Origin of the sequence: Rothia sp. HMSC036D11, from assembly GCF_001814205.1 — a bacterium.
GTDB classification, from domain to species: Bacteria; Actinomycetota; Actinomycetes; order Actinomycetales; family Micrococcaceae; genus Rothia; species Rothia dentocariosa.
The window spans coordinates 1-368 of sequence record NZ_KV815287.1 but is presented as its reverse complement, the minus strand read 5'-3'; the positions used below and the strand labels follow the sequence as shown (position 1 = coordinate 368).

The 368-nt window shown below is 49.7% G+C and carries 1 pseudogene; it reads right to left on the bottom strand.

The window, feature by feature from the left end:
* Nucleotides 1-287 (bottom strand): annotated as a pseudogene (locus HMPREF2958_RS04470) (hypothetical protein); the annotation flags it as partial.
* Between the last annotated feature and the right edge of the window lie 81 nt (nt 288-368).

Genomic DNA, 368 nt, shown 5'->3' with positions numbered 1-368 from the left:
TAGTCTAGTTTGAGTTTTTTCTCATACGCCAACCGCTCAATACACCCAAACATCTTCTCATACGACCCAAAACCAACCACCAACTCCTCAACCTGCTGCGCGTTCAGGTCCTGCGGCCACTCCTGATGCTCCACCCGAGACAAAACCATCGCAAACAACACAGAAGCATCAAACTGCCACGGATCAAAACTCAGCCGTACCCTCTTGATATTGCGGCTGCGTACCCGAAGGTACCCGTTCTTCCCATTACTTTGCAACAGTACTTCGCTGATACTCTCATACGGCATATACCGAATCTTCCACCGCCAGTTGCGCCAGTAGACTCCCGAGACGGTTTGCTGGATATAAAACGCATGACAATGATTCAC